Annotated in this window: 24 protein-coding genes; 11 read left to right on the top strand and 13 right to left on the bottom strand. The window is 48.0% G+C overall.

The window, feature by feature from the left end; translation table 11 throughout:
• Positions 1-868: efflux RND transporter periplasmic adaptor subunit (locus G493_RS0126950; RefSeq protein WP_028582118.1), on the bottom strand; the 868-nt coding region annotated here is incomplete at its 3' end.
• A 15-nt stretch (positions 869-883) separates the two neighbouring features.
• Positions 884-1465, bottom strand: coding sequence for a TetR/AcrR family transcriptional regulator (locus tag G493_RS0126945; protein WP_028582834.1), 582 nt, complete (start codon positions 1463-1465; stop codon positions 884-886).
• 611 nt (positions 1466-2076) lie between these two features.
• On the opposite strand from G493_RS0126945, the gene grxC reads away from it, so the two are divergent.
• Entirely contained in the window at positions 2077-2334 is a 258-nt protein-coding gene (gene grxC, locus G493_RS0126935; protein ID WP_028582833.1) for a glutaredoxin 3, read from the top strand.
• 172 nt (positions 2335-2506) lie between these two features.
• Here the strand turns inward: grxC and G493_RS0126930 are convergent, their stop codons facing one another.
• The 3 genes from G493_RS0126930 to G493_RS31590 form a co-directional block, all read right to left on the bottom strand.
• Positions 2507-3253, bottom strand: coding sequence for an alpha/beta hydrolase (locus G493_RS0126930; RefSeq protein ID WP_028582832.1), 747 nt, complete (start codon positions 3251-3253; stop codon positions 2507-2509).
• A 206-nt stretch (positions 3254-3459) separates the two neighbouring features.
• Positions 3460-3909, bottom strand: a complete 450-nt coding sequence (locus G493_RS0126925) for a universal stress protein (protein ID WP_028582831.1) — start codon at positions 3907-3909, stop codon at positions 3460-3462.
• Positions 3909-5549, bottom strand: a complete 1641-nt coding sequence (locus G493_RS31590) for a Na+/H+ antiporter (RefSeq protein WP_051310055.1) — start codon at positions 5547-5549, stop codon at positions 3909-3911. The genes G493_RS0126925 and G493_RS31590 overlap by 1 nt, the downstream gene beginning before the upstream one ends.
• A gap of 640 nt (positions 5550-6189) precedes the next feature.
• Here G493_RS31590 and G493_RS31585 point away from each other — a divergent pair.
• From G493_RS31585 to G493_RS0126885, 6 genes are all read left to right on the top strand, one after another.
• Complete coding sequence (locus G493_RS31585; protein WP_161629901.1) at positions 6190-7095, top strand: metal-dependent transcriptional regulator; 906 nt, start codon at positions 6190-6192, stop codon at positions 7093-7095.
• A gap of 1 nt (position 7096) precedes the next feature.
• Positions 7097-7915: a FeoB small GTPase domain-containing protein gene (locus G493_RS0126905; RefSeq protein WP_051310048.1), complete on the top strand. Its 819-nt coding sequence runs from the start codon at positions 7097-7099 to the stop codon at positions 7913-7915.
• 76 nt (positions 7916-7991) lie between these two features.
• Positions 7992-9410 carry a nucleoside recognition domain-containing protein gene (locus tag G493_RS0126900; RefSeq protein WP_028582828.1) on the top strand — a complete coding sequence of 473 codons (1419 nt, stop codon included), beginning with the start codon at positions 7992-7994 and terminating at the stop codon, positions 9408-9410.
• Between the two features lie 724 nt (positions 9411-10134).
• Positions 10135-10866, top strand: coding sequence for a DUF4198 domain-containing protein (locus G493_RS0126895; protein ID WP_051310046.1), 732 nt, complete (start codon positions 10135-10137; stop codon positions 10864-10866).
• A 70-nt stretch (positions 10867-10936) separates the two neighbouring features.
• Positions 10937-11266: an Ig-like domain-containing protein gene (locus G493_RS0126890; RefSeq protein ID WP_028582826.1), complete on the top strand. Its 330-nt coding sequence runs from the start codon at positions 10937-10939 to the stop codon at positions 11264-11266.
• Between the two features lie 68 nt (positions 11267-11334).
• Positions 11335-12369: a methyltransferase family protein gene (locus G493_RS0126885; protein ID WP_028582825.1), complete on the top strand. Its 1035-nt coding sequence runs from the start codon at positions 11335-11337 to the stop codon at positions 12367-12369.
• A gap of 452 nt (positions 12370-12821) precedes the next feature.
• Here G493_RS0126885 and G493_RS0126875 read toward each other — a convergent pair whose 3' ends face one another.
• Complete coding sequence (locus G493_RS0126875; RefSeq protein WP_035276109.1) at positions 12822-13643, bottom strand: DUF4198 domain-containing protein; 822 nt, start codon at positions 13641-13643, stop codon at positions 12822-12824.
• Positions 13644-14344: 701 nt separating this feature from the next.
• Positions 14345-14596 (bottom strand): hypothetical protein, encoded by a 252-nt coding sequence (locus G493_RS0126870; protein ID WP_028582823.1) that lies wholly within the window; start codon positions 14594-14596, stop codon positions 14345-14347.
• A gap of 444 nt (positions 14597-15040) precedes the next feature.
• Between G493_RS0126870 and G493_RS31580 the strand changes: the two genes are divergently transcribed.
• Positions 15041-15520 carry a metal-dependent transcriptional regulator gene (locus G493_RS31580; RefSeq protein WP_051310044.1) on the top strand — a complete coding sequence of 160 codons (480 nt, stop codon included), beginning with the start codon at positions 15041-15043 and terminating at the stop codon, positions 15518-15520.
• A gap of 465 nt (positions 15521-15985) precedes the next feature.
• Here the strand turns inward: G493_RS31580 and G493_RS0126850 are convergent, their stop codons facing one another.
• The 4 genes from G493_RS0126850 to G493_RS31575 all read right to left on the bottom strand — a co-directional run bounded on the left by G493_RS0126850 (position 15986) and on the right by G493_RS31575 (position 21082).
• Positions 15986-16933: an ABC transporter substrate-binding protein gene (locus G493_RS0126850; RefSeq protein WP_028582821.1), complete on the bottom strand. Its 948-nt coding sequence runs from the start codon at positions 16931-16933 to the stop codon at positions 15986-15988.
• A gap of 145 nt (positions 16934-17078) precedes the next feature.
• Entirely contained in the window at positions 17079-18560 is a 1482-nt protein-coding gene (locus G493_RS0126845; protein ID WP_028582820.1) for an aldehyde dehydrogenase family protein, read from the bottom strand.
• Positions 18557-20215, bottom strand: coding sequence for a choline dehydrogenase (gene betA / locus G493_RS0126840; RefSeq protein ID WP_028582819.1), 1659 nt, complete (start codon positions 20213-20215; stop codon positions 18557-18559). The genes G493_RS0126845 and betA overlap by 4 nt, the downstream gene beginning before the upstream one ends.
• A 105-nt stretch (positions 20216-20320) precedes the next feature.
• Complete coding sequence (locus tag G493_RS31575) at positions 20321-21082, bottom strand: FadR/GntR family transcriptional regulator (protein ID WP_035276107.1); 762 nt, start codon at positions 21080-21082, stop codon at positions 20321-20323.
• Between the two features lie 678 nt (positions 21083-21760).
• Here G493_RS31575 and G493_RS31570 point away from each other — a divergent pair.
• The 3 genes from G493_RS31570 (at position 21761) to G493_RS0126830 (ending at position 24725) form a co-directional block, all read left to right on the top strand.
• Positions 21761-22162 (top strand): hypothetical protein, encoded by a 402-nt coding sequence (locus tag G493_RS31570; RefSeq protein ID WP_035276105.1) that lies wholly within the window; start codon positions 21761-21763, stop codon positions 22160-22162.
• A gap of 258 nt (positions 22163-22420) precedes the next feature.
• Positions 22421-22591, top strand: coding sequence for a hypothetical protein (locus G493_RS33795; RefSeq protein ID WP_161629900.1), 171 nt, complete (start codon positions 22421-22423; stop codon positions 22589-22591).
• A 1-nt stretch (position 22592) separates the two neighbouring features.
• Positions 22593-24725: a right-handed parallel beta-helix repeat-containing protein gene (locus G493_RS0126830; RefSeq protein WP_161629899.1), complete on the top strand. Its 2133-nt coding sequence runs from the start codon at positions 22593-22595 to the stop codon at positions 24723-24725.
• Between the two features lie 61 nt (positions 24726-24786).
• Here G493_RS0126830 and G493_RS33705 read toward each other — a convergent pair whose 3' ends face one another.
• A complete protein-coding gene (locus G493_RS33705; protein ID WP_153306692.1) occupies positions 24787-25029 on the bottom strand; it encodes a hypothetical protein in 243 nt (80 codons plus the stop codon).
• Positions 25030-25580: 551 nt separating this feature from the next.
• The coding region (locus G493_RS31565; RefSeq protein WP_035276114.1) for a tyrosine-type recombinase/integrase at positions 25581-26105 on the bottom strand (525 nt) is incomplete at its 5' end.

Raw genomic sequence — 26105 nt, 5'->3', positions numbered from 1 at the left:
GGTAGTTATCAGGGTTGGGAAAAAGAATACGCAACTGGACCATGCCTGTACCTTCATCCACCGTCACATCAGAAAACTGGATTTCCCCTGTTTGATCATAGGGAACCTTCTCTCCCTCAAGAAAGAGTTCCGCCGTTACCTTTTTCGACTCTTCTCTGCCTGAAAACTTCCTGCGCAGCTTCATGATTTCCGCACTGGACTGGCTGACATCCACATATATCCTACTCAGGTTCTGAATGGTGGCCAGGGCTGTGGACTGATTGGCTGTAACCAGAGCACCCTTGGTTACGCTTGACTTCCCGATACGACCGGAAATGGGAGCAAACACTTTGGTATAATTCAGGTCGATCTTGGCTGTTGCCACTGCGGCCTTGGCAACGGCTATATCAGCTTTTGCCTGTTCCAGGGAAGCCACCGCATCATCGTAGTTCTGACGACTGACACCACCAACATTAACCAGCTCACGATAGCGTTCCACTTTTGGTTCAACAGACTTCAGGTTGGCTTCTGCACTGCGCAGGTCTGCAACAGCACTGTCATACGCAGCCTGATACGCCGCAGGATCGATCTGGTAGAGCTGCTGGCCTTCTTTGACAACGCTTCCCTCGGTAAAGAGACGATCAATGATGATCCCGGTCACCTGGGGACGGATCTCGGCAATCTGATACGACGAGGTGCGGCCAGGCAGATCTTCCGTTAAGGTTACCTGTTGCGGTTTTACCGTATAGATCGATACTTCGACCGGTGGACGCTGTCCGGCCGGGGACTCTGCGTGGGCCGGCCCAACCTGCTCCTGGCCTGTGAAAAAATAGTAGCCTGTTCCGACAAGAGCCAGCACCATGACTCCGACGAAAATTTTAAATTTCATTTGTTTCTCCTGCTGTTAACAAATAATTTTATCGATAAGTTTTTTGACATCCTGAAGAAGCTTTTGTTTGTCAACATGAGTCGTGTCGCGATACCCCAGAGTAGTCAAAGTACCAATTGCTCCACCATAGATTATTTCGGCCAGAACATAAGGATCGACATTGATAAATTCCCCTTTATCTATCCCTTCCTGACAGATTTTCGCAATGGGATGCATCAGGGCTTCTACACGCTCACGATACACATCCTCAGCGGTTTTATTCTCCCAGACAAAACGAAAGTAAGTCGCAATTCGTTCATGAATTGCAAACACCGATTCGATAAATTTATGCAGCCGAGTCAGGGGATCTTCCTGACTTTCAAAAATCTGCTGATGTGCGTTAAGGATTGGCCCAATAATCGCCCGATGAACATGGTCTAAAAGTTCTTCTTTGTTCTGAAAATAGTTGTACAAAGTACCTTTCGACACTCCACACCGACGCGCTACCTCATCCATAGTGATCGGAGTACCTTCCTGAATCATTGTTAGGATAACCTGCACAATCTCCTGGCGAAGCAATTGATCCAACAGCTCCTTTTTCTTACGAATACCCGCCATAAGCCTTCCTGATTATGATGTATAATGAAAAAAGGCTGCCAAACAACGTGGCCGCCTTTATATATAAAAATGGGCTTTTCAGAACTCCCAAGTCACAAAATGACTACAGGGTCAATTTATGACTTATTGGTCACTCCTGTCAAGAATTAATCTCATCTATGTATTGATTAGTTTACAGATTATCATACAAAATATTGAAATACTTAAAAAAAATAACAAAATTGCATCTAGCGATGATACGGACGAAGATGACTGTCTGTGAGATAAGAATTTCTTCAAAGCGGCTAATAAGAGGAATTCACGATGGTCCTCTGTGCCCATTTTGCAGTGGATGGAAAATGGGCAGGGTGAAGCGAAGGGGGATGATACCATTGCCATAAATGGAGCCATGCTTATACTGTTGAGACATTAACTCTATGCGTAACTGCTCACAGTGCACCTGATCTTTCCGCGATCAGCCTGGCTTACGTATGATCCAATACGCTGCACCAGTCTGATTACGAAAATCTCAGACACCCTGTAATCAGTTACAAATACAGGGGAGTTTCAATTTTATCTGTTTCCCCTATGAGTAGTTACCTCTATGCTACCATTTCAACAGGAATCACATTATGAGCAACGTCACTATTTATTCAAGCAGTAGATGCCCTTTTTGTGTTAAAGCAAAAATGCTTCTTGATAAAAAAAATATTCAGTATGAAGAGATTGATGTGACTGATGATGAAGAAGCCAGAAAAAAACTTGTAGAGAAAGCCAACGGCATGCGCACTGTTCCGCAAATTTTCATAGGGGAAACCCATGTCGGCGGCTGTGACGATCTGTATGAATTGGAAAATAAGGGTAAGCTAGATCCAATGCTCGCAGCTTGAGTGCACCTTGCGCCTGCCGAGAACATCTTCTACGAGAAAATGATAGATGTTCTCAGCAGGATTACCTTGAACGACTCGAATTTCCCGCCAACATATTTTGCTGCAAAGCAAAATGCCGGTCATGTAGCTTTCGTACGCCACTGATAATGCCCTGACTCGTTTTTTTGAGAATTCACGGGTTTCTTATTGTAACTTTCCCCTCATAGGACCAGTCATTGTGGCCACCAGGGATAATCACCATATTGGAATCGGCATAGGAAGCAGCAAGAACTTTGGCGTGATCAACTGAGATAATATCGTCTGCCTGTGCGCCATAAATATCAACAGGTCCATCATACTGTGCAAGCGCCTCAATATTGTTCCAGTTATCTTGTAAAATGAGCCAGACAAGAATGGCTGGAAAGTGATCCTCTGCTACTGAAGATAATATATCAAAAGGAACTATCAAAACGTATTTTTCCGGCTTTATTTCAAGAGCAGCAAGGGAGAGCGCGGGACCTGACCCAATGGACTCAGCCACTACGCACACAGGCGTTGCAGGATAGCTGTTTCTTAATACAAGGAACGCTTGTTTAGCAGCTTCATTAAATGCGTTCTTTGAAGGCACACCTTCACGTTCCCCGTACCCTGGGTACTCGAGAATAAAAACTGAATCTCTCTCTGAAAAACAGGGTATGGCATATAAACGGTCTGCTGCCTGCCCTCCATTCCCATGAAGCATCAGCCACACGTTTTCCGGAGAATCCACCTGCCGTGAATAGCCTATAATCTGCCCATCCAGACTCCAAGGCGTCAGGCTGTTGTTGTGTGGACGGTGGGTTGGAAAAAACAACAGTTTTTTCTGTATATGAGAACACCCTGTCATGCTCAGAAACACGATGCATAGCATGAGGAGAAATAATCCGAATTCAAATTTCATGGTAACTCCTCATAGGGTAATCCCTTCAACCTGGTGACTTTTTTGCAGTAACTACTTACAGGGTGCCTGAGTTTTTTTGCAAGCAGTCTGGCGCAGCGTATAGCCCGTAGGCCAGGCTGATCACGGAAAGATCAGGGGCACTGTAAGCAGTTACAGTTTCATTTTGATATAAATTGATGAAACAATTACTTACCCGTATTTCCGGATTAATTGTCGCTGCCGATTATTTCCACATCCGCACCGGTTGCCTGACGCAACGCTTCCAACAACTCAGTACTGTCTTTACGGACAGATCCAGCAAGGCGTTTTCCCAAGGGAGCTCCGAGCAAAATGAGATCAGCATCAATACGGGCAGCCACCTGTGTAACGTTATACTCAATGTCACCGTTACAGATTTCAACCGTTGCCTGCACAGCAGGCTCGGTGAGCAGGTCTATCATTCGCAGCTGCGCCTTAAGCAGCCAGGTGAGTTCAGCAGCTACCATCTCCGCCAGCTTGGGGGTCAGGTCACCAAACTGGTCGTCATCGAGAATCGCGAGATACCGCAGGTTCTGCCCAGCCTCGCCTGCCCTTCGTACCGCGGCTCTTACAGCCGCTCCTCGACCGGTACCACCCCAGCTTACATAAATTGTTTCTTTAATTGTCTCTTTAGCCATCAGTTACCCCCCACCTCTTCCCATCGCTCTTCAAGTAAATCCAGAGCCGCCAGGCGATGATCAATTTCTACATTCAGCTCATGGGCAATATCAGCTGAGGTCAATCCACGTCTTGACAGATCAAGTAATGCACTCTGTTCAGCAAGTAGAGCGTCTCTTCTTGCTGAAATCAACATTGACACCTCAAGTTCCGGATGTGCTTCGAAATGTGACCCGAGATGGTTGGAGTTCTCAGCAATGTCCAGATCATACGTATCTGTCATGGCAATGGCCATCTCGCGAAAAAGCACCCCCTCATGGCCAAGTTTTTCAAGCTGTCTGCGCCCCGCCTGATGGGCGTAGATCTGCGCCTGATGCCGTTGCTGGTCCTGCTCACTTGCCGATTTTCCAGCCAGTCCAAGTTTATTTATCAATGCACCGATGGTAGTACCCTGGACAAGCAGAGTAAAAAGGACCACTCCAAAGGTCATGAAGCGAACAGTATCCCCCACTTCGTCACTAAAGGCTCCAGATCCTGCTATGGTGAGAGCAAGCGCCAAACTGATAGCACCGCGCAAACCGCCCCAGAATGAGACGTGGCTGTAGGCTAATGGAATTTTTCTGGCAGGCTGCAGCACATTGTGGAACATATTAAGACCGTAAACCACAACAATCCTGACAAAAAGTACTGCTCCAATGGCTATTCCAATATTTTTCAGCACATTTTCGCTATTAAGATCGGTTAGGTGAATTTTAATGCCGATGAACAGGAAAATGAATGAATTCACGAGAAAGGCGAGCAATTCCCAAAAATTTTCAAGGGTCAGCCGAGTTGAAGGTGATGTATTGCCAAGCCCAAGATTTCCGACCATAAGACCAGCAGCCACCACAGCAAGGATGCCACTGAAGTGGAAATGTTCAATGCCAAAAATACTCCCAAAACTTTCGGCAATAACATATGAACCATAGGCAAGCGCCAAGGTCGTTGTGGTTTCAACCAATGGATTATCAACAGCCCGGAGAATAAGGGCGCTCACCACATATCCCAGGACGACTCCAACCGCCAGTCCGCCCCCGCCGATGATAACAAAGGCCTTTATTCCATGGGACCAACTGAGTGAGTCGCCACCAAGCGCTGCTGCCAACGCCAGGTTGAAGAGAACCACTGCCACTGCATCGTTAAAAAGACTCTCACCTTCTACAAGAATCCCAAGCCGTTTAGAGACACCCAAAGATTTGAACAGTGCAATAACAGCAACAGGGTCAGTCGCCGAGATCAGTGCACCAAATGCCAGGGCAGCCAACCACGGCAGCCCAACCCAGACATTAACTATATATCCTACCATAAAAGTGCCTGCCAGCGTTCCCACAAGAGCCAGCAGCATCACAGGCAGCATTTCCATGCGCAGGCGGGGCCAGGGCAAATGAAACACCGCCTCAAACAGCAGGGGGGGCACCAGCAGGCCGAGAATCAGCTCACTGGAGATGTCGAGTGCGATGAAATCCGGAAAAAAGGCAAAACCAAGCCCGACAACAACCAGCGCTACGGTGAACGGCACCCGCATTCGCCCTACCAGTATTGCAACTCCCGCCGCCACCGCAAGAAGTATGACAGCAGAGAGTTCCTGCTGTAAAATCGTTGCTGTTTCAGCATCCACCATACAATCACCTCTAAAAAACCTTTAACCTTCTTGATACGCAAAAGCTGTTTTTATCAGAAAAAGACAGCTATATAGTGATAGCAGAATATACACCTATGTTCGAGAATAAAAATTTGCTGCAAAGCCCTTTTACGACAGACATTAGGCCAGGAGCAGGTCGGATTATAGGCACTGTTTCTCAGACCAAGGCCTTTCAGGAAAACAGACACACTTATCCGATTGATATTACAAACAATATTTTTTACCAAACAACAATTATTAAGACACAGACATTCCCGAACAGTCTCCTGGAAATATTTGCGGTGAGTGTTGACGTTATACCAAGCCTGCTTACCATAAAAATCAGGAAAAGAACGTTGTCGGTGGTTGCTTAATGACGAGTGTGTTACACTGAAATAACTCTGGAAATTTTCAGAATATTTCCCATCTAGGAGTTTGTCGGAAAATTGCTATCTTTTCTCAGATTAAGGCATTTTCAGGAAATCAAACACAGCCATATACTTGATATTGCAAGCATTGATTTTCTGAAAATAACACAAATATGGGGAAAAAGAGCTTTCTCCGACAGATTCCTAGTACCTACCTGATTTACGCGGCAGTTGCTGATACTCATTAAAAGTCTGGTTACCCTTGAATGGCCATGGACGAACAAACACTTATACAGCATGCATTAAAATTATTCGCTGAGTGTGATTATGATCAGCAGGATATTTCTACCGAGTTAATGCAAGACAAGCTCGCCATCACACCTGAGCAAATTCTACAATTGCTTCAAAATCTGCGAACAGCAGAACTGGTTGAACAAGATAGCTTTGCCTTGACAGCCAGTGGGAGGGAATACGCCCTTCATGTTTTGCAGGCACACCGTCTTTATGAAACCTATCTTGCAAGAAAAACCGGTCATTCTGAATCAATTTGGCACCAGCTTGCTGATGAAAGGGAGCATGAGCTTTCGAAAGACGATGTAAAAAAATTAGCCGAGGAATTGGGACACCCACGTTTTGACCCCCATGGAGATCCCATTCCCACAGCCTCAGGTGAAATGCCAGCCAAGCAAGGGAACCCCTTAGTGAATTTTTCTGCTGGCTGGGAAGGACGTGTTGTTCATATTGAGGACGAACCTTCTCACTTGTACACCCGTATTTCTCAAGCTGGTATCACCACGGACAGCGTGCTCCGGATCGAGCAGGCAAATACGAAGGAAATCCACATTCGTCTGGAAGGACAGACCTTTATTTTCCCCCATGCCGTTGCCGAACAGATAACGGTGGTAGCCCTTGGAAATGACGATACATTTGATGAATCCATTGAACGTCTGTCCACCTTGAAACCAGGAGAGAAAGCTGAAATCGTCGGCATGTCTTCCCTATGCAGAGGGCTTGAAAGAAGTCGTCTGCTGGATTTAGGGGTTGTACCCGGCACTGTAGCAACTGTGCAGTTGCTGAATCCTTCCGGCAGTCCAATTGGATACGCTATTCGTGGTGCCTGCATTGCTTTGCGAAAAGAACAGGCTGAACACATTCGTATTAGAAAGGTGAGACAGTAACATGATGAAACAGCCAGACTCAGGTAAATGCAAGGGTTGTGCAGCTTCCTCTGATTCCAAGTTGGAAAAACTTGGGGTAAAACTTGGACAAGCTGATTTTGTAGTTGCTCTTGCAGGAAACCCCAATACAGGCAAGAGCACCGTGTTTAATGCAGTAACCGGTCTCCGTCAGCACACAGGCAACTGGCCGGGAAAAACCATCGCCAGAGCTGAAGGCGGTTTTTCGTATAACGGCAAGAAGTTCAAACTGGTCGACTTACCCGGTACCTACTCTCTGCTTTCAGCTACTGAAGACGAAGAGGTCGCCCGTAATTTTATTCTGTTCGGACGACCTGATGTAACCGTGGTGGTCATCGATCCCATGAGACTTGAACGGAACCTGAACTTAGCCCTTCAGGTCCTGCAGATTACAGACAAAGCAATTGTCTGCGTGAACCTCATGGATGAAGCCCGTGCACATGGCGTAAGCATTGATGGACGAGGCCTGGCTCGAGATCTGGGTGTGCCTGTGGTATTGGCTGCCGCACGCCAGGGCGAAGGAATTGACCAATTACTCACGGAAATAGATGACATGGCCAATGGTCGTAGCAGCTGTACCCCACATCGCTTAAAATATGACATCCCGACGGTTCAGGAGAGTATAGAAGAGTTGGTAGCGGCCCTTACTGATGCGTTTCCCACTATGCCCCATCGGGAATGGGTTGCCTTGAGACTGCTTGAGGGAGATCCGAGAATCATTCAGGCAGTCAGCACGGGAGAAATTGGAACATTAGGAGAAGATCACGTAGCCACTGGCACGATCAGCGCTTGTGGAAATTGAGAGCATCAGAGGCAACAAAAACTCCCTCCCCCCACTGATTTGATCAAATCTACGAGACAAGCGTCAAGGAACGAATATGGAACCGGAACAGATTATTAAACGAGCCAGTGAACTTCGCTGGAAACTCCCACAGGACTTTCATGATCGCTGGGTGGAAATGGTCTATGCTGACTCAGCCCGTATCGCCTCCCGGAATATGGTTCAGCAGGGTAAAGTCCATCGTCTAACCTGGGAACGACGATTGGATTCGTTGCTGACCAACCGCTGGACAGGCATGCCCATAATGGTGCTCATGCTGGCATCAGTACTCTGGATTACTATCATTGGGGCCAATGTGCCTTCCGGTATCTTGGCCACAGTCTTGCTGGATCATGGTCACCCCATGTTGCAACACCTTGCCGAGTTAGCCCATCTTCCATGGTGGCTTTCAGGAGTACTTGTGGACGGGTTGTATCTTACCGTTGCTTGGGTTGTCAGTGTCATGCTGCCGCCCATGGCTATTTTCTTCCCGCTTTTTACCTTGCTGGAAGATTTTGGCTATCTTCCACGGGTCGCCTTCAACCTCGACCATCTGTTCTACCGAGTCGGAGCCCACGGAAAGCAGGCATTAACCATGAGTATGGGTTGGGGATGTAATGCCGCTGGAGTTGTGGCAACCCGTGTAATTGATTCCCCACGGGAGAGGCTCATTGCGATTATCACGAATAATTTTGCCCTATGCAACGGTCGCTGGCCTACACAGATATTGCTTGCGACGGTATTTCTAGGCGCATTGGTGCCACCTGCCCTTGCCGGGATCGTATCAGCAGCTGCAGTACTCGGCGTGGCCTTACTGGGAGTTATGCTCACATTCTTCTCATCCTGGATACTTTCGACAACAGTACTGAAAGGTGAGGCATCCACTTTTACCCTGGAACTCCCTCCTTTCAGGCCGCCCAACCTGTTCAGAACCCTTTATACTTCAATCATTGACCGCACATTAATCGTCTTGTGGCGGGCAATTGTTTTCGCTGCTCCAGCAGGGGTTGTGCTGTGGTCCATCTGTAACATTCAAATAAGCGGAATGTCCCTGGCGCAGTGGCTGGTCAACCTTTTGGATGGCCCAGGCTGGTTGATTGGTCTCAATGGGGTAATCCTTGTCGCTTATATCGTCGCTATTCCTGCAAATGAAATAGTCATCCCCACTGTGCTCATGTTAACTGTGATGACAACAGGAATGTCCGGAGTAGGAGAACAGGGAGCTGGAGTCATGTTTGAAACAAGTGAAAATTCGGCACTTGCCATGTTGCTGCAAGCCGGAGGATGGACTACGCTGACGGCAACCTGCCTCATGTTGTTCAGCCTCTGTCATAATCCATGCTCCACAACTATTTATACAATCTGGAAAGAAACCAAAAGTCTGAAGTGGACTCTTGTATCAACCTTTATGCCCATTGGTTTTGGCATTGTCATCTGTGGTACTGTGGCATTCATCTGGCGTGTAGTCGCTGGTTGATGAAAAAACACTTTCACCAGTCCTCTGTTGGAGAATTGTTATTTTTCCTCAGATTAAGGCGTTTTCAGGAAATCAACCATAGGTATTTAGCTAATATTACGACAATTCACTTTCTAAAAACAACAAGAACAGGGAAATAAACGCTTTTTCGAACAGACTCCCATACAAACGACTCTTTCTATTACTCAGCAAAGAATACACTATCCCAAGGGAAGTATAGCCTTGCGGCATCCTTGACCTATCCACATACTAAAATTGGCTTCATGCTACTCTTGGAAGAGTGATGTGCAGCTCGACGATTTACACATCGTATGCGTCATCAGACTTCAATAGAGTACCTTATTGTGCCCCCTGATAAATCACCCAGTAAAAGAAATCGCCATTATTATCTCAGGTGCATAGCAACTGGTTTTGCCATAAAACTGATCACTGACCTCTCATCTTTGACGGCTCACCATCTTCCACATAAGGGTCGCGGAGAATAATTCCCATAAAGTTGGATAATTAACCTCTCTCCGCGACAGTATATTTTTTCCTTTCCCTAAACATTCACATTGACAAAATAATTAGACCAGGCTAAACAAATACAAAGTGTCAAAATAAAACAGCCAGCAAGAACAATTACTGCGCAAACCACTATTCTACAAAGGTTTTAATTAGCACGGTCACCGCCAAGGTAAGACCGTATCTACATAAACCACAACAAATAGAGAGGAATCTTCACATGATTTTAACCAGGACATTGACTGTCTCCGCCTGCCTGTTGACCCTGCTGACTGCAACCACATCGAGTGCCCATGACATGTGGCTGGAAAAAACAAATAATATGGTCAAGCTGAAATACGGTCATCCGGGACATAGCGACCCGTATCCTATACAAAGAATCACTGCAATCAATGGCTATACAGATATCAAGTGGAAAGTAATTCTGACTCCGCTGCCTGAAGACGGAGAGGCTTTCTGCTACGTAACAGATCACTACCCCCTTATTACAGTGGCTTTTGACAACTGGTATTGGTATCACTCGGAAGAAGAGGGGTGGCAGCAGTTTCAGACCCCTCAAAAAGACTTCAAAGGAACAATACTTGAAGAAGGTGCATCCTATAAGCTCTCTAAGGAAATCGTATACTGGAAACCGTTCCTGGCCCAACCGATCGGTCAACGAGCGGAGATAGTACCTCTGAAAGATCCCACTACACTGAAAGAGGGAGATATGCTCCCTGTTCAACTCTATTTTGAGGGCGAATTGATGCCGGTGGAAGACTCTCGCACCTCCCTGACTTCAAACCCATCAGTTGAACATCCGGAGCTGGTTTTCCGTTCAAATCAGGAGCCTGTCATGGTCAAAGTAGGCCCTCCAGGCCGTCAGATTGTGATCGGCAAATATGCCAAACCACTGGAAGGTGTAAAAAAAGTGTGGTTTGCCTTTTCTTTGACGTTTACCACAACCGAGTAATATAACATCTTCTTTTCTGTGCCTGGAATTAATCGAGTTCCAGGCACAAAATATGAGCTACGAGCATACTATGAAACCGTACAGGCATCTCTTGCATCTCCCAATATCACTTATTCTGGCAGCGGCTCTGCCCATATCTGCTTCAGCCCATTCAGCCCTGTGTTCCTGTTATGACAACGGTGATGAGACCATTACCTGTGAAGGGGGATTTTCTGATGGCTCCTCTGCAGCGGGGGTAAGGGTATTTATTCGCAAGCCTGACAACACAACTTTGATAAGGGGCAAGATCGATGAGAATGGAGAATTTACCTTTCACCGTCCCAACGAAAAATTCAAGGTTGTATTCGATTCAGGTCCCGGACATCAGGTGATCATACCAGACGAACAGATAAACGAGTAACCTGTTGGCGCTCTCCTTTCCCACTTCACTTCAATTCACATCTATCCAACAGCAGGAGAACTTCGCTTATGTCAGCATATCCACTACCACACCTCAAAACATCATATGGCAAAATTCATAACATGCTACTTGCAAGTTATCTTCCCAAAATACTGAACAGCGCCATGGACATTGGCCTTTTCGAGGCCCTTGCCGACACAACACTGACCAGTGAAGATCTTGCCCATAACCTGGATACTGATCATGAGATAACACAAGCGATGTGCAACGTTTTGGTAAATCATTCCTTTCTGGATACCCAGGAAAATCAGTATATGCTCAGTCCAATGAGCATCGAGTTTTTACTCTCAGGCTCGCCCGTTAACCAGCTGCACGACATCCGTTCATACTCTGGCAGCCAAGGACCTTTCGATTCATTAACCGAACTTCTTACCAAAAAGCGTACACCACAATTTGATCAAAAGATGTGGGCTTCACAAGAAAGCATGTTGTCCATGGCACAGGGGGCGCGGGCTGGAGGGGCCCAGGCCGTTGTGGAATTCACTACCAGCCTGCCGGAATTTGAACATTGCAGAAAGATGTGCGACCTGGCTGGTGGTTCAGGCCATTACACAAAGGCCATCATGGCCTGCAATGCAGCACTGGAAGGGCATGTTTATGATTTACCTGAAGTTGTCGAAATAGCTGGAGACTTGGTAAAGGAGACAGCGCCAATACCTCATTTTCATGCATTTGATATGCAGGTTGATCAAGGGTTTGGAAATGATTACGATCTGTTTTTTGTTTCCCATTTCCTCTATAAAAACGGGTCTGATGGTTCTCTACCCCAATTTTTACGAAACGTGAATCGGGCTCTTCTGCCGGGAGGCGTGTTTGTTTCCAATCATATACCAGATAATCTTCCCAAAGAGTTTCAACCGATCATGAGCATGGTTGAATTAATGACCAGATGTGTTGGATATCCTGCCCATAATCTTCCGCGTGAAGTCCTGCAGCAAGCGCTGCTGGAAGCTGGATTTGATACTATCACCATGCAGGAACCTCGGCATGATCAACCCTACCCCACTCTGCTGCTGGCTGCGCGTAAGTGCAGGGAACTCTGATATCTCAGGCATAGAAGGAGAGAGTCCCATGCTCATCTGGATGCAGCATGGGACCACTGTTGAGTCTTACGATGAAAGCTTTATGATCACGGAAAAAATAAATTATCCAATCTTGCTTGTCTCTCAATGTTAGGTAAGTGTAGACTCCAAAGCATGTCATACATTTTACGCAGACATTCAGTTGATATCTGGGTCTTCGCTTACCTTCGAAGATAATATTTTGAGCACAACGCAAAAATGGGGGAAAAGCCCCTTTATGGACAGGCACCAGGTAACAAAAGTTGCATTGTTATAGTCACCATATATTCTTGCAGCACCCCTCAAGCTACACTGCCTGTTTGTGCTGAGAGGACACTGCCAGAATAATACAAAAACGGGCAACTGATTACAAATACAGGAAAGTTCCAAGTGTATACCTCTCCCTTATGAATAGTTGCCAAAACGGTTGTTGTTTATTTCATCGGCTTAGCCTGAATCCAGATAACAGCATCTCTGGAACACTTTTTATTCTTAAATGTGTAATCCGGATCCAGATCAAGAGCTGCAAATCCCCACCAACCCTCTTTGGGGATACCAAAGGTGAACACTCCGTTTGCATCGGCAAAAATAGTCTGTAACACAAAGGCATCCTGGGGAGCTTGCACCACAGCCTCTTTGGCAAATGCATTGTCTTCCAGAATGGGTTTATGGTTCATGAATTCAATTTCCACTTCAGCATGGGGTACGGAGTTGCCATTGAGCAAAACCTGTCCCTGGAATACATTTCCAGTCCACCGATCATAGGGTTTTGCAAGGGGAACAATCTCAGCAGGTAGCCCTACAGGCTCCATCCAGATCCCGGGTTCGCCACCAACATTTATAATCACCTTAGTGCTCTGTTTAATGTAAAACCCGTCTGCTTCCTCCCAGTATGGTTCAGGTATCAGGCAAAAAATATGATCACCTCCCCTGGCCTGGTAGAACGTCTCAAACGCTTTTCCCTGATTGGTAAGACTGGTCCAAGTAATCGGTTTCAGGGTTTCCAGCAGGTCTGTTTTCTTTGGCTCATTCTCGCCACGAGAACGGATAACAAAAAATTGCTCCGGAGTCCCCATATCCATCGTGTGACCGGCATTAAAAGGGTGAGTGAACACGAGTTTGATCGGAATTTTTCCTCCCTTGACCAGAGCTGACTCTGGAGTGTAAATCATTTGAAAATGGGCACTGGCAATATTCACACTCCCCAGTACCAAAGCCCCTGCAAGTACAGATGTTACTTTTTTCCACACACTCATTCTCCTCAGTATATGTCCACAAAATAGGCCGTACAGTACCTAGTTAAGTAAGCAAAAATTAGCCTAACCTATTCACACTGTCAATATTTTTTTGACAAGTGCAACTTTATTCACATAAACTATAATTATACCGTGAACCGTAAAAATTTATAAAGTTACAAATATTTATTGACAGCTGTATCGAATAATACTTAGATTAATCGCTTGAATGAGGCGTAACTCACCACGGGGTCTGCGTCTTTTTGGTTCCCCTCAGCATCGGACTGTAACCGACCACAGGTGCTTCATATTTGGACAAGCGATTTTGAAGAGGTGTGAGCACAGGCTCCGCCAGCCTGTCTATGCGTGAAATAAAGAGAAGAGATGCTATGAACTGAGTGCTATACACACATAATGGCCCTGTTTTATCTTTTGGCAGGTATTCTCACCTTTGCTTCAGGGCGTTATAAAATATAGGAGAGTAAACCTTCGACCATCTCTTCCATTCCAAACATACAGCCTGACATCAACAGTAAGGGAATACGGCTGTACAGCAGGAATGGTAGTGGTTTCGGTACATATACCCCTCCATTTGCGAGTAAATCATATCATGCGAAATACATTTTATGCCTTGAGTTATTTTTTAAAGCATGAGTAACTATTAATATAACCTTATTTTTCGGGTAATATCTGTCCTTAGGGTCGCGGAAAATAATACATATTCAAAATTGCGTAGGATATCGGCTTGGCAACTTCGCCGCTTCAAGGGTTCCATACTGGCCGTATTGAGCCATTGACGCGACGACGTCACCGAGTTGAGAGACAAGCAAGATTAGATTGTTTCTATTTTCCGTGACCCTTAGATGAGGACTTTCAGCTGAAAGCAGGTGGCGCCGCCTCTCGGCCATCTTCAAGACTTGACCATTGGCAATGAAAAGTTGACGTTTTACCCAAAAAACAGGAGACCCAATCATGCCATCCCCTCCTTCTTTATCGAACAATCTCCATTCTCTGAGCAATCTCTTACTACAAACGCCTACGGACAGTGTCGTTAGAGAAAATCTTTACACCTCTATAATTTCGGAATGCGAACACCTGTTGAAAGTTAACCCCCATTTCGCCCCATGCAACCGATGTAACGATATCCCACATGGTGCTTCTATGAATGAACCTGATCCCATGCAGGTCTTTCGTCTTTTGGTCTGTCTGTTTCATCCTGAGCTAGAAGATCGTCTTCAGACAGTATCTTGCAGTAAACCTGCTGCTGCCTCACAAAAGGCTAAAAATACGAGTCAGGTCTAAACAGGCTTCGCAGAACAGTTTCAGCGGATTACCATGTCACGAGAAAAGACTGATTGACTTTTTTAGGATATTGCATATGTTTTAGAAGGGTATAACAAACTCGATCAGGACTACTCATGACAGATAACTATTCGCTCACTGCAAGTCAGGAAGACTACCTTGAGGCAATATACCTCATCTCTGAAGAAAAAATGGCTGCCCGTGCAAAAGATATAGCCGATTTTCTCAAAGTACGCGCATCCTCCGTCACCTCAGCACTCCGTACGTTAGGCAGTATGGAGTTGGTCAACTACGCACCCTACGACATTATCACTCTTACAAAGGAAGGGAAAAAGGTTGCTGCGGAAATCGTTCAACGTCACAACACCCTGAAACGTTTTCTCATGAACGTGCTGGGAGTGGAAGAAGCTGAAGCAGATGAAGCCGCATGTAAAATGGAACATTCCATACCCAAAACAATTGTAGATCGAATCGTCAAATATTCAGAATATGTCGAGACTTGTCCTAAAGGTGGCATCACCTGGGATAATGGTTTCGGGTATTACTGTAAGGATGGTTGCGGCGATACAACCTGTAGTAGAAACAAGGCTGGATAAAATCCATTTAGGGTCGCGAAAAATAATACATAATTCAATCTTGCTTGTCTCTCAACTCGATAACGTCGTCGCATCAATGGCTCAATACGGCAAGCATGGAACCATTGATGCGACGACGTTACCAAACCGATATCCTACGCAATTTTTAGATATGTATTATTTTCCGCGACCCTAAGTAGTATATCCCCCGAGTTTACCGAAATTCAATTCTTATAAAAATATTTCTGGCTCTTTCCTATCCAGGCAGTTTTATTGTAATGCCTGTAGCGACAGTTACTGTAGCCGTTATCTCTCCCCTGTGTTGAGTACAACGGTGATATATATTCCTGTGATTTTTTCATACGACCGGAGTAAAAGCTTGGCAATATCCCAGGGGATTCGTTTATCATCTTTTTTGATCACTCAGGCTTTGCGAGGGGATGCTCTAACGTGGATGGTTACCGATTAACGCTTACGCGAAAAGAATCAGGTGTTTTTCAGGTAGGCTTCGAAAACCGGAAGGGCCGGTTTGCCATCCACCGTGGTAACTCCTTCAAGCCAGCCTCGGTAGACCTCCGGGTGCTTTTTGAGATATTCCATACCGGCCTCAGCATGTTTCATCTGCTTGTTGTTTTGCAGCATGAGAGAAATCTCGTTGATCATCGAAATCGAGAAGATATAGTTTTTAAGAAAATGGGCGACATTGGGCATTTCCTTATCAAACCCTTTATGAATGTTGGTGTAGACCGTGGCGGTTCCGTCATTTGCACCGAAAGTTTCGACTGTGGACCCCGTAAGATATTTCATGTCGATAAGCTCGTTCATGTAATGGGGTGACCAACCGAGAAATACCGCCCATTTCTTCTCTTTGCTGAGCATTTTCACTTCCGAGAGCATAATCGGCTCACTGGTGGCGATGAGTTTGAAATTACCCAGTCCGAATTTGTTCTCATCGATCATTTGTTGAATGATCAGGTTACCGTCGTTGCCCGGCTCGATACCATAAATTTTATGATCAAGCTTATCCGCGTATTTGGCAATGTCGGAAAAATCTTTCAGACCACCATCTACAACATAGGCTGGTGCAGCCAGAGTATATTTTGCTCCCGGCATATTGGCGACATACTTGATAACAGTGCCTTTAGAAAAGAAACCGCTGGCAATACTTTCCATGGATGGCATCCAGTTGCCCAAAAAGACATCGGCGTCCCCCATTTCAAGGGCTTTGTAGACGATCGGTACCGGCAGATTCTGACTGGTTGCCTCATACCCCAAACTACCGAGGATATTTTTTGCCAACTCGGTTTTCACCGTTACTCCTGTCCAGGGAACACTGACGAATTTCACCTCCTTGGCGGCAAAGACCGGTGTGGCGAAATGTAAGGCTACCGCCAGTAAAATGAAGGTAAAGAGACCTCCTTTTTGCGTTTGCATGGCTTCTCCTTGTTGAAAAATGTTGATTACAGACCTTATGGCCCGTGATTGATGAAGCAAAGCGGTGGATGCTGCTTCACCTCCGGGGTTGCGACACTCTTTGCGCATACCCCGGTGAATGGTTGCGGTTCGCTTCATCTCCGCATCAAAGCCCAAACCAGCAGAAGGGCTCGGGGTTATGATTGTGAAAAACATGCTTAACTTCGGTGTATTCCTCAAGTCCATGCCGACCGAGCTCCCTGCCGAAACCGGACTGTTTATAGCCACCCCATGGGGCCTGGGCGAAATACACATTGAAGTCGTTTATCCAGACTGTGCCGAAACGCAGTTTGGCCGCGACTCTTTTTTGCCGCTCGGGATCACTGGTCCACAAGCCTCCGGCAAGACCGTAAATGGTGTTGTTGGCCAACCGGACCGCCTCGTCTTCGCCCTTGAAACGCTCCACGGTGACCACAGGTCCGAACACTTCCTCCTGGACGATCATCATATTGTCCCTACAATTTGTGAACAAGGTGGGCAGGAAAAAGAAACCTTTCTGAAGTTCCGCATTTTCAGGGCGATGACCACCAAGAACAAGCGTTGCCCCTTCCTCGACGCCACCGGCAACATATCTTTCGACTTTCGCCCGGTGCTCGGAGGAGATCAACGGACCCATCTGGGTTCCTTCCTTCAGGCCGTTTCCGAGTTGAATCCGTGCCATTCTCGTTGCAAGACGATCGACAAAGCTATCGTGGATGGATTCCTCGAGCAACAACCGCGTGCCGGCGGAACAGATCTGCCCGGCATGGAAGAATATACCGTTCAGCGCATATTCAAGCGCTGTGTCGAGATCGCTGTCGGCAAAAATGATATTGGGATTTTTGCCACCGAGCTCAAGCGCTATTTTTTTGACATTGGCGCTTGCCGCCCGCATAATTGATTTCCCCGTCTCGATGCCGCCGGTAAACGATACCAGATCCGCCAGGGGACTTTCGGCAAGTTCTGCGCCGACGCTGACGCCGGGTCCGAGTACGGTGTTGATCACCCCTGGTGGGAAATCGATCTCCGCTGCAAGCTCGGTAAGTCTTATAGTGCTCAACGGGGTGATTTCGCTCGGCTTAATCACTACCGTGCACCCTGCTGCCAGAGCAGGGGCAAGTTTCCAGGTCGCCTGCAGCAACGGATAATTCCAGGGCGAAATCTGACCGCAAACACCGACTGGTTCGCGTACTACCCTACTTTCACTCTGTGGAACAGGCGAGTTGATCACCTCATCACCATTCTGCTCGGCAAGATCAGCGTAGTAACGGAAAATGGATATTATATCCTCCATATCCCAACGACTTTCCATAATGGTCTTGCCGGTATCGAGGCTTTCAATCTCGGCCAGCGTCTCCTTTTCGTCCTCTATTCTCCCGGCCAGTTTGCGCAGAAGATCACCGCGCCCAGCCCCTGAAATGGTCGACCAGCTCCCTCCGTCAAAGGCCCTGCGTGCGGCGGTCAACGCCAGAGCGGCATCCCGGCGGTCTCCTTCTGCTACTTCGGCAATTACCTGGGAGTTGAAAGGATTTATAATCTCGCGGCATTGCCCTGAAATGGCAGGCTGCCAACTCCCATCTATGTACATTTTACGTATTGGATTACTCATGATGCTGACACCTTGCACTCATGTCGGTAAAAATTCGCTTTGGAAGGGGATTCAAGCGTGTTGCCGAGAATCAGGTCAGCAGCTTTCTCTGCCACCATCATGGTCGGAGCGTAAATATTGCCGTTGGTGATCGAGGGAAAAACAGAGGCATCCACCACCCGGAGGTTGTCGATGCCATGCACCTTCAACTGACTGTCGAGCACCGCCATGTCGTCATAGCCCATTTTACAGGTGCAAGACGGATGGTAAGCGCTCTCCCCTTCCCGGGCGACAAAGTCGAGAATCTCTTCATCGCTCTGCACTTCAGGCCCTGGGGCTAGCTCCGTACCGCGCAACTCATCAAAGGCCGGTTGACCGATAATATTTCGTGAACAGCGTATTGCCTCAACCCATTCTTGTCGTTCCTGTTCGGTGGAGAGGTAGTTGAAGAAAATGTCAGGATACTGTTGCGGATCTTTGGAGGTGATCTTGATATGGCCCCGGACGTCCGAGTTCATCGGCCCGACATGAAGCTGGAAGCCGTGCCCCTGCGCCGGTGCGGAACCGTCGTAACGGATGGCAATGGGCAGGAAATGAAACTGCAGGTTCGGATAGGCTACCCGGTCGTTCCCGCGGATGAAGCCTCCCGCTTCAAAATGGTTGGTCGCGGCGGCCCCCTTACGATGGACCAGCCAATCCCAGCCTATCTTGGGCTGGTTGTACCATTTCAGCGCCGGATACATACTGACAGGTTTCTTGCAGGCGTACTGGACATAGAGCTCCAGGTGATCCTGCAGATTTTCACCGACTCCGGGCAGATCCTGGACAACGTCGATCCCCAGGCTGGCAAGTTCCGTCCCGTTACCTATGCCTGAGAGCTGCAACAACCAGGGTGAGTTAATCGCCCCACCACAGGATATTATCTCCCCACCATAGACTTTGCGGGTAGTTCCACCTTTCACATATTCGACACCCACCGCCTTGTTGCCTTCAAAAAGAATGCGATTGACTGCTGCCTTGCAGTGTACGGTGAGATTTTTACGGTTTTTCACCGGATGAATATAGGCTCGGGCGGCATTATGCCTTCTCGCCCTGTAGATATTTTGGTCGAACTTGCCAAAACCTTCCTGCTGATGGCCGTTGACATCTTCGGTAAGCGGGTATCCGGCCTGTTGAGCCGCTTGGAAAAAGGCGGCAAACAACGGGTTGTCACACTTCGCCGTTTCCAGATACAGCGGACCGTTGGACCCGTGGTACTCGTCAGCCCCTTGCAGTCGGGTCTCTGCCTTGTTGAAGTATGGAAGGCAATGGGCATAACTCCACTGTTCCAGGCCTTCGTGTGCGGCCCATTTCTCGTAATCCATGCCGTTGCCGCGAATATAAATCATTCCGTTAATACTGCTGGACCCTCCGAGAACCTTACCACGCGGCTGAGCGATGCGGCGGTTGTGCATATGCGGTTCGGGTGCAGATTCGTAGAGCCAATTATACGTGTCGTCGGTAAGCAGATAGGTCAATGCCGCAGGCATGTGGATCCGGAAATCCCAGCGGTAATCGGGTTTACCGGCCTCAAGAACAAGAACCTTGTTGTTTGGATTGGTGCTGAGACGGTTGGCCAGGACGCTTCCGGCAGATCCACCTCCAATAATGATAAAATCGTATTTTGTATTGTTCATTTCTTCCTCCCGCAAATATTGCTATTGATACTGTGCACTTCCTGGCAACACATGAAAGGCACAGGAATTTTCACCTTCGGGTAAATAGGTAGACGACCCTACCATTCAACCGAACGCCTCTTCTTCCGCAGAGCCTGCTACCCCGCTTGCCCTGGCTGCAACACAGCGTTGCAAAAGGGTATAATGGGCCGAGATCGAATTGAGCGCCCTGGTGGGATCGTTTTCAACAATGTGTCGTGCCGTCTCACACCAGTTTTCAGCGGTCTTAAGCCGGTACTCGCTATCTTCGTAGAGAGCATAATCGTTTGAACTGAAACCATGCTGAATGGCATCCATAACCCATTCGAAAACAGGATTCTTACTCATTTTGGCCAGCTGTATATTGAGCTTTCGATCCAACCTGGATAATGTTTCCTTGTCAGGCTGGGACTGGCCAGCCATTTTCAGAAGCTTCTCCGCTTCCTTCACCAGATCCTTCTTCTCGGCCATGCCGGCCCGGGCGATGGCAAGAACAGTGATTACCCGATCTATACTTTCACGAAATTCGGCAATATGATCAGTCCCGATATGCTGCTGCTTGAGAAACAGGGCCAGCGACTCACTGACAGTAGCAACCTCGACCTGCTTGATATAGGCGCCACCCTTGGCCCCTTTTCGAATTTCGACCAGCCCCTTCTGCCTTAATGCCCTTATGGCTTCGCGAATCACTCCCCGGCCGCATTGAAACTGGGCCTGCAATTCCCTTTCGCTGGGCAGCCGTTCACCCGGTACTATTTTTTCTTCGAGAATGGCGGCTTCAAGCTGCAGGGCTATATCCTCTCCCGCCCTGCCTATCTGCACAGGGGTGAACATTTTTTGTGTACTCATGTATATCGTTTCCTTAATGGTACTACCTTTTACACTACTAAAATCAACATATCCCTTACCTGCCAACACAACACTCCCCAACATACATATGGAATATCAGAATTTTACACACTGCTGGCCAATCAAACAAACCAAGCAAATCCAAACAATGGCCCTACCAAACTAACCAAATGGTCGGACACTTGTCAAGCCTTCGCTTTGAAACGTGTTTACAGGGAAGGAAATCAGCAGCAGTTGTACAAGCCTTGCCAGATCCACAAGGTGCGATTAACCCATGAAAAACAGGATAAAAATCCACCGTCTTATATTTTCGCCATGTCGACACCATTGGTGCAAACCAATCACAGACACTCCACAGGGTTTCCCACCGGTCGCTTACCCCAGTGAGCAATCGCGATTTCACGCATGGACAGGCTAACGGGCAACTGATCACAGAAAAAACAATATGATATTTCAAAGAGTTACGAGTCACAACTAATCACAGGAGCTTGCACAAATCCGGGACACCTGAGATTCTTTTCAAGAACGACACAAAGGAAAGCAGGGGCTTACACACCTCCTGATCAGCTGCTTGTTAGTAACACCAATAACTACGGGCAGGATCGCAACGTTAGAGTCACAGAAAAAATACATAATCCAATCTTGCTTGTCTCTCAACCAGGTAACGTCGTCACGCCAATGGCTCAATACGGCCAGCATGGAACCATTGACGCCACGACGTTACCAAACCAACTCACACGACTCGCCATCAATTGTAATGAAATGGCAACACCCTCAACCAATGCAAATCGGTATAACGAAATTTTCACAGACCAACCACCATCGCCAAATAGTGCACTGCAACCACATCCAACAACAGCTGCCTCAAAAAAATCAAAAAAAATATCTGCCCAAATTAGCAGAGAGCACCTTCACTACGTAGCCGCTTCAGCGCATATCCAGGCTGGAACAATCGACACGAAAACCTTGCGACACAAGACTTTTTACCAAAAGAAGATCACTCCCCTTAGCAAGCCAGGGCCTCTCCTTTCCCTTTCCAAACCCAATAATCACACCTGTGCGATCAACCGCCGCACTTGACAAAGGCCTGAAATTAAGCCAGATTCATCCTCCGTTGCTGTTTTTCCTGATGCGCCCCACTCAGGCTAAAAAACACCTGAAATCCAGACAGATGAGCCACCTGTCTACCAACAGAGACAACTTAACGACTAAAGCAAAGACTACAGGGCCTTGTGATAGTTACGACCAACCAATAAACCTGGTTGCTATTCCCCGCTAATTCCGCGACCTAGGGAAAATGCGTTACGGGATCGCCAGAAAAGCAAGGATCGACTCGAGATGAATGTACTGACTCCGATACTGCTTCCGCTTCTTTTCCATCAAGGAGCAAGCCAATCTCCTCTCTGCCATGACCTCAGCTACTACCAGACCTCCCAAAGTGGCGGCAACGTGTATCGGGCAACTCCCGGCAACACTGGGAGCGGTATGGGACCGCCTGCAAGGCGGTGACGTGCTCCTGTTGGCCGGCGGAGAGTACGGGCATTTTGTCGCCGGCAACGGCATGGTCACCCTGAGCGGAGAGCAGAGCACGGCAACCAGCAACGAGACCACCACCATCATTCGACCACAGGATCCGAAAATCGTTATCGGAACCAACACTTCAACCAACTGGCAGGGTTATGGCATCGACACCGGTTTTGACGACTGGGTCACAGTGGCTGCGGCCGACGCCGGCAACCCACCCCGCTTCAGCTCCATCTCCCTGGGCTCCCTCTACATCCCTTGCCCCACGACGGCCGAAGAGCCAGATAACTCCAAGGTCAGTGCCGAGTGCCTGGAGAATGACGGTAGCAGGAAAGCCATAAGAACCCTGCTGTTCAGCGAGGACCCAAGCCCTGAGCTCTACTTGCGGTTTGCCGGTGTGGTCGTGGAAGACGGTGTCCAGATTCGTGGGGCGCGTCACGTAGATATCTCCAATTCCACGATTCAACGTGCCTTTGACCCAAGAACCGACATGCAGCAGTCTGGGGTGTCCACCTTTAATTCCATCGACGTCACCATCAATTGTAACGATATCAGCCACTCTCCCTACGGCATCCAGGTTTCCTCCAAGCAGACCCGGATCACCAACAATGAAATTCACCACAATGCCCATGACGGCATCTCCATCACTGGTGGACGGGATCTACTAATAGAAGGCAACACCATTCATGACCTCGACGACGGTATCGGCGACAATGATCTGGTCTGCATCCCCACTACGGCCCGCGACGGGGTATACAAAAGCGGAGACCACTTACTGCCAGGGATCTACACCGTCAACAAGGACGATTCCAGCCTGACAGCCAACAGCGATTACGATGGTAAAACAGATAAGTGCAACACCTTTGACACCTCGGGCAACTGTTGCACCAAACATACCTGGAACATGCATACGGATGGAATGCAGATGTACACAGTGGGCTGGGTAAATTCCAAGTTTGCCGAGGACGTCAGGAACGTGGTCTTCCGCGGCAACTTGATCTACAATTACGAGGCCATGGGCGTCATGATCAATGGTAACGCAGTGGGGGTATACAGCAACTTCATCTTTGAAAACAACATATTCGGCCCAGCAGGAGGCTACCTCTTCATCCTGGGCGCCGGCTTTGAAGAACGGTTGATCTTCAGGAATAACACGGTACTCTATGCACCGGACAACGAATGGGTCTCTATATTCAACCGTCATATGCATGGACAGAACTACTTCGTCCAAACCTGGAACGGAAGCTTGGACCTCCCGCACTACCAGTTTTACAATAACATTCTGGATGTCAACAGCATTTTTGGCGACACCTATAGCAGCGGCCACAACATCTACCTTGGCAGTTCCTGGAAGACCCCCACCGACACTGACCTGAAGATTGACCAGGAACAGAGCGGGATATACCGGATGAACGGCACAATCAGCGAGCAAGTTGCCTCCGGCATCACCCCTGGAGAACTGCTGCCTGGAAGCCCGGCAATCGATTTCGGCACCACCTCCATGAACGCCTTGAGCCTGGGGCGGGCGCGTGCCAATCTGGGCAACAACCAGGATGGACCTGCTTACCAGGTACGCAACGACAAACTAACCTCCATGGCCAATTACGACACGGTTATCACAACCCATGGCAACACAGCGGCCAACTTACAGGCTCGGCCCAACTGCACCACCGAAGAGCGAAGCATCCTTGCCCAGGTGGAAGCCACGGCTACGGCCAGCCATCTTCGCGCCCAACAGGTGCGCTCACACAGCCTGCGGGTCGGCACAGTTGCCACCGCCAGCCTGGCCCTGAAGGAAGCGCGAGAAATCATCGAAGTCAACCAAGAGTTGATCACATTACGAAAGATCGCCGAAACAGCAATGAAAGAGGCCAATGCGCTGGCCAGCTCATCCCCCAACAGAGCAGACATGATCACCGTGGCAACGGCCCTGTACAACGACCTTGACGACCTGCGCGATGAAATCAAATCGGTACGAAAGGCCAGCTTCCAGGTTGCTAACAACCGCAGCGCCCTGGAGGACAGCCTACCCTCCTTACCGATGCATGACCAGGCCGGCCAGCCACGCAAGGCCGGCGATGCAGTGGACGCCGGAGCCCTGGAGCGGACCGCCGACTGAGAAAGCACCCTGCATCTGAGAACTCGATCGTCGGCGCAGACCCTGGCCTGCGTCGACGGCCTCAGTCTTCAGACAAGAGGTGCTCAAACGCCTTCCAACCGGATGAGCAATACAAGCAGGGATCGGGCACCCTCGAGATAACCAGCAGGAACTGGCGCCCAGGTTCATCGGCCCGAAAAGGATAGGAAACATCATAGAGGATGAGCCAGATAGTCTTGCCGTCATGGACATCGCTTTCCCCCTGTGGGCGGCCCACAGCAGGCCCCAACCGACACAGGGCTGAGACGGCTATCTTCCCGGCCAACTACAGGTCGCCCATAGGGGTGAGTGGCCGTATTGAGCCATTGGCGCTACGACGTTACCGACTTGAGAGACAAGCAAGATTGGATAATTTATTTTTTCCCAAGGCCCTTATGTGAAGGGATTCGAATGCAACTTTTGCGTCAGCACCCAAAAGTCGCCTCAAGAATGAAAGTTCTGCAGTCACCATGCAAGTCCAAACAATATCCTGACTTTATGGTAACGGATTATTTGACGCAGACTTCTCGCAATCATGCACACTAACGCAACCCATCCATAGCAAACAAGGTTTACACTGCAAAACGCACACGTAACTAATTGAAATAGTAGCATTGTCAACCAAATGATAAGTTACGCCTTTTTGAGAGGTTTCATCGGGTTATCTCAACGATGACCTGATGACCGCTGACAAAATCGTGTGTTACAAATAGTACCTGCCAAAGGCAGCCATTTTCGAAACAGCCCGTGAGTTTTCCTCAGAAAGGTTACCTTGGAAGTTATTAAAGGTATTAACCTTGTCTTGGCTTATTTACCGCCGTGAGCAAAAGATATCCCTTAAAAATCCAGCGGACTCTTGGCCTCTTTCAAAGTTCGACTGCGAACTGTATGGGTATAGATCATCGTAGTCCTCACATTTGAATGACCCAACAGTTTCTGGATAGTACGGATATCATAATTGGCCTGTAAGAGATGACTGGCAAAGCTATGGCGGAAGGTGTGAGCCGTAACCCTTTTGGGTACTTTTGTTTTTTGTACTGCTTTGCGAATTGCCTTCTGCACCAAGGAAGGGTGGACATGGTTACGCCTCAATTCATCGCTGTCTTTGACCTGGGTCAGATTTTGGGCAGGGAACATCCATTGCCAGATCAACTCCCTGGCCTCGTTTTTATACTTAACCTCAAGGGCATCGAACAGAAAAACCCCGTTGTAATTCGCTTCTATGTCCTGTTGGTGTTGCTCCTCCACTCTGGTCATTTGTTTCTTCAACTCCGGAACCAATATTTCGGGAATGGGTACCGTTCTATCTTTTTGTCCCTTGCCATCATGTATAGTCAACACCCCAGCGCTGAAATTAAAGCA

Origin of the sequence: Desulfogranum japonicum DSM 18378, assembly GCF_000429945.1 — a bacterium.
GTDB classification, from domain to species: Bacteria; Desulfobacterota; Desulfobulbia; order Desulfobulbales; family Desulfobulbaceae; genus Desulfogranum; species Desulfogranum japonicum.
The sequence above is the reverse complement of the archived record's forward strand: the minus strand, read 5'-3'. Positions and strand labels throughout refer to the sequence as shown.

Excerpts from the sequence above, each read along its gene's own strand:
- G493_RS0126890 (WP_028582826.1), top strand. The coding sequence starts at position 10,937 with ATGAAACCGTACAGGCATCTCTTGCATCTCCCAATATCACTTATTCTG.
- G493_RS0126895 (WP_051310046.1), top strand. The coding sequence starts at position 10,135 with ATGATTTTAACCAGGACATTGACTGTCTCCGCCTGCCTGTTGACCCTG.
- G493_RS0126905 (WP_051310048.1), top strand. The coding sequence starts at position 7,097 with ATGATGAAACAGCCAGACTCAGGTAAATGCAAGGGTTGTGCAGCTTCC.
- G493_RS0126945 (WP_028582834.1), bottom strand. The coding sequence starts at position 1,465 with ATGGCGGGTATTCGTAAGAAAAAGGAGCTGTTGGATCAATTGCTTCGC.
- G493_RS31585 (WP_161629901.1), top strand. The coding sequence starts at position 6,190 with ATGGACGAACAAACACTTATACAGCATGCATTAAAATTATTCGCTGAG.
- G493_RS0126875 (WP_035276109.1), bottom strand. The coding sequence starts at position 13,643 with ATGAGTGTGTGGAAAAAAGTAACATCTGTACTTGCAGGGGCTTTGGTA.
- G493_RS31575 (WP_035276107.1), bottom strand. The coding sequence starts at position 21,082 with ATGAGTACACAAAAAATGTTCACCCCTGTGCAGATAGGCAGGGCGGGA.
- G493_RS0126930 (WP_028582832.1), bottom strand. The coding sequence starts at position 3,253 with ATGAAATTTGAATTCGGATTATTTCTCCTCATGCTATGCATCGTGTTT.
- G493_RS0126900 (WP_028582828.1), top strand. The coding sequence starts at position 7,992 with ATGGAACCGGAACAGATTATTAAACGAGCCAGTGAACTTCGCTGGAAA.
- G493_RS0126870 (WP_028582823.1), bottom strand. The coding sequence starts at position 14,596 with ATGATTGGGTCTCCTGTTTTTTGGGTAAAACGTCAACTTTTCATTGCC.
- G493_RS31590 (WP_051310055.1), bottom strand. The coding sequence starts at position 5,549 with ATGGTGGATGCTGAAACAGCAACGATTTTACAGCAGGAACTCTCTGCT.
- G493_RS0126845 (WP_028582820.1), bottom strand. The coding sequence starts at position 18,560 with ATGAGTAATCCAATACGTAAAATGTACATAGATGGGAGTTGGCAGCCT.
- G493_RS0126925 (WP_028582831.1), bottom strand. The coding sequence starts at position 3,909 with ATGGCTAAAGAGACAATTAAAGAAACAATTTATGTAAGCTGGGGTGGT.
- G493_RS0126885 (WP_028582825.1), top strand. The coding sequence starts at position 11,335 with ATGTCAGCATATCCACTACCACACCTCAAAACATCATATGGCAAAATT.
- grxC (WP_028582833.1), top strand. The coding sequence starts at position 2,077 with ATGAGCAACGTCACTATTTATTCAAGCAGTAGATGCCCTTTTTGTGTT.
- G493_RS31580 (WP_051310044.1), top strand. The coding sequence starts at position 15,041 with ATGACAGATAACTATTCGCTCACTGCAAGTCAGGAAGACTACCTTGAG.
- G493_RS33795 (WP_161629900.1), top strand. The coding sequence starts at position 22,421 with ATGAATGTACTGACTCCGATACTGCTTCCGCTTCTTTTCCATCAAGGA.
- G493_RS31570 (WP_035276105.1), top strand. The coding sequence starts at position 21,761 with ATGGCTCAATACGGCCAGCATGGAACCATTGACGCCACGACGTTACCA.
- betA (WP_028582819.1), bottom strand. The coding sequence starts at position 20,215 with ATGAACAATACAAAATACGATTTTATCATTATTGGAGGTGGATCTGCC.
- G493_RS0126850 (WP_028582821.1), bottom strand. The coding sequence starts at position 16,933 with ATGCAAACGCAAAAAGGAGGTCTCTTTACCTTCATTTTACTGGCGGTA.